Below are 2773 nucleotides of genomic sequence, written 5' to 3'. Positions count from 1 at the left end.
GCCACGCGGCGACGCGGTCGAGGTAGTGGGCGCGGGCGAGCGCGCCGGCGACGCCGTGGACGGCGGCGCCCAGGCGGGTGCCGGATCCGGGAGCGGGCGCGTACCCGGCGTCGTCCGGCCCGAGCGGGTCGTCGTCGGACGCCGATGCCCGCCCCTGACCGCGGTCGTACGCGGCGCGGTCGGCCGGATCCCCGACGAGCTCCCACGCGCGCTGCACCGCGTGGAAGAGGTGCGCCTCCCCGCCGGTGTCCGGGTGGGTCGCGCGGACGAGCCTGCGGTACGCGGCGCGGAGGGCGGTGGTGCCGGCCGCGGGATGCACGCCGAGCACCTCGTAGGGGGTGCGGTCGGCGGGGCTGCCCGCGCGGCTCACTCCGCCGGGGAGCCCGGGGAGGCGGGCGACTCCGACGAGGCGGCGGCCGCGTCGGCGACCTCGGCCTCCCACGGCGCCGGGATGCCGTAGTAGCGCTCGAGGAAGTCCTGCACGCGCGCCTGGCGCTCGTCGGCCGGCACCTCGGGGAAGGAGCCGTCGTTGAGGCAGAAGAAGTCCTGCGAGCGGCGCTTGAGGAGGCCGGGCAGCATGTCGAGGCCCGCGCGCGACGTGGTGTCGACGTACGCGACCTTGGCGTTCTCCTGCTGCACGGCGCGCGCCGTCATCTGGGCGTAGTAGTGGTACAGCGAGTTGGTGACCGAGATGTCCGTGCTCGACCGGAAGCGGCTGAGCTGCGTGCGGTGGAAGTCCTCCGCGAACTCGCGCTCGAGCTCCAGCAGCACGCTCTTGCGCAGCGGCGTGGCCGCGTGCTCGAGGTGGCGCGTGATCAGCCGGCCGAAGCGCTCCATGAGCAGGCGCCGGTTGACGCGCGCGGAGTTCTCGAAGCCGCTGCGGTCGGAGTCGTTGTCGCCCAGGCCGATGCGCGTGGCGGCCTCGATGAACTTGGTGATCCCGCCGGGCGAGAAGAACATGCCGGGCTGCACGGGGCGGCCGAAGAACATGTCGTCGTTCGAGTAGAGGAAGTGCTCGCTGAGGCCGGGGATGTGCTGCAGCTGCGACTCGACGGCCTGCGAGTTGTGCGTGGGCAGGGCGGCGGGATCCGTGAAGAACTCCTCGCTGCGCACGAACGTGACGCCGGGGTGGTCGGCCAGCCACGACGGCTTCGGGGAGTCGGTGACGATGAAGATCCGGCGCACCCACGGCGCGAACAGGTACACGGAGCGGAGCGCGTACTTGAGCTCGTCGATCTGGCGGAAGCGCGCCTCGGAGTCGTCGCCCTCGCCGACCACGACGTCCTTCATGCGCTCGGCGCGGCGCTTCTGGAACTCGGGGTCGTTGCCGTCGACCCAGGAGAAGACCATGTCGATGTCGAAGGTGATGTCGGACGCCTGCGCGTCGAACATGCCGCGGAGCGTCTTCCACTCGTGGCCGTACATCTCGACGGTGGCGGGCACGACCTCGGCGGCCGGCAGGATCTCGCGCGTGAGCGAGTTCTCGACCGGCCACACGATGGTCTCGCCCTCGAAGCGGAAGAACTGCAGCTCGACCGCGGTCGACGCGCCGTAGGCCAGGAGGCCCACCGGCTCGATGCGCGGGCGGTAGAGGCGGAAGATCCCGGCGTCGGGGTTGTCGGTGAGGCGGCCGTCTGCGACGAGCAGCGGCGGACGGCGACGGCCGTCGACGGTCTTCGCGTAGAGCGGCTCGTCGGCGCACGCGGCGACGAGGGCGCGGACGACGGTGTCGCGGTTCGCCACGTCGATGGCGATGACCGGGCGCTCGTCGTTGCCGCGGATCAGCCAGAAGTCGATGCCGGTCGCGAGCAGCGCGTCCCGGATGAAGAGGAGGTCCGTCACGAGCGCCTGGTGCGGCGTGAGCGTGCGGTTGACGAGCGTGGCGAGGCCCTTGCGGACGACGACGTCGGGGCGGTGGTGCGTGGTGGGCCACGTGGCGGGCGCGGGGGCGACCGCGTCGTCCTGGCGGGAGTACTCCTCCTCGCTGGTGGCGGGATCGACCGTCGGCTCGAGCGCTACGTTGAACTGCCGTGCGCTGCCCGCCATGGATCATCCCCTTGGTGCTTCTCGTGTGCCTGATGCGTGCGCCCGACCCGACGGGTGGCGACGGGACATTCTATCGAGCGCACGGGTGCGCCCCCGGTCGGGGGCGGTCAGCGGATCAGGCGCGATCGGCCGGGACGAGCGCCGGGCGGACGGCACCCGCGGCGCGCGCGGGTCGGTGCCGGCACGGTCGTCACCCCTCCACGGTGGCGGCGGGGAGGGCGTCGACCTCCCAGACCACCGGGGCCTCGAGGTACGGGTGCGTCGCGGGATCCGGCGTCTCGAGGATCGTGCGCGGGACGTCGTGCCAGCGCAGCTCCGCGAGCTCCTGGCCGGCGGGGACCGCGTACACGACGCACTCCATGCTCTCCTCGACGTCGTGGCCGTCCTCGAGGCGGAGGTCGGGCACGTCGTACGGGCACTCCGCGGCCGCGCTGATCCCGCCGAGCTGGCGCTGGATGATGTCGACCTCCGTGCCGTCGGCGAGGAACGGGCGGAGGACCGGCCCGTTCTGCGGCCCGCGCTCGCCCTCGATGAAGCGCGTCTGGACGAAGGCGAAGAACGGGATCCGGTCGGCGAAGCGCGCGCCGTCCTCGTAGCCCGACCAGTAGGTGGGCTGGCCCTCGGCGACGCCCAGCACGGACGTGGCGACCACGGGACCCGCCGTGCCGTCGGCGCCGGCGCTCGGGAGCGCGACGACCTCGCCCGCGGCGACGCGCTGGCCGGGGGC

At 73.2% G+C, this 2773-nt stretch carries 3 protein-coding genes; all 3 read right to left on the bottom strand.

All coding sequences use genetic code 11. The features are described 5' to 3' along the window. The coding region (locus tag DZG00_RS14265; RefSeq protein ID WP_147360022.1) for a J domain-containing protein at positions 1-370 on the bottom strand (370 nt) is incomplete at its 3' end. Beyond that, positions 367-2046 (bottom strand): stealth family protein, encoded by a 1680-nt coding sequence (locus DZG00_RS14260; protein WP_119383021.1) that lies wholly within the window; start codon positions 2044-2046, stop codon positions 367-369. The genes DZG00_RS14265 and DZG00_RS14260, both read right to left, overlap by 4 nt. Before the next feature lie 190 nt (positions 2047-2236). After that, positions 2237-2773 (bottom strand): hypothetical protein (locus DZG00_RS14255; RefSeq protein ID WP_119455759.1); only part of this gene is annotated, 537 nt, incomplete at its 5' end.

This window comes from Clavibacter lycopersici, assembly GCF_003576405.1.
Classification (GTDB): Bacteria; Actinomycetota; Actinomycetes; order Actinomycetales; family Microbacteriaceae; genus Clavibacter; species Clavibacter lycopersici.
The sequence above is the reverse complement of the archived record's forward strand: the minus strand, read 5'-3'. Positions and strand labels throughout refer to the sequence as shown.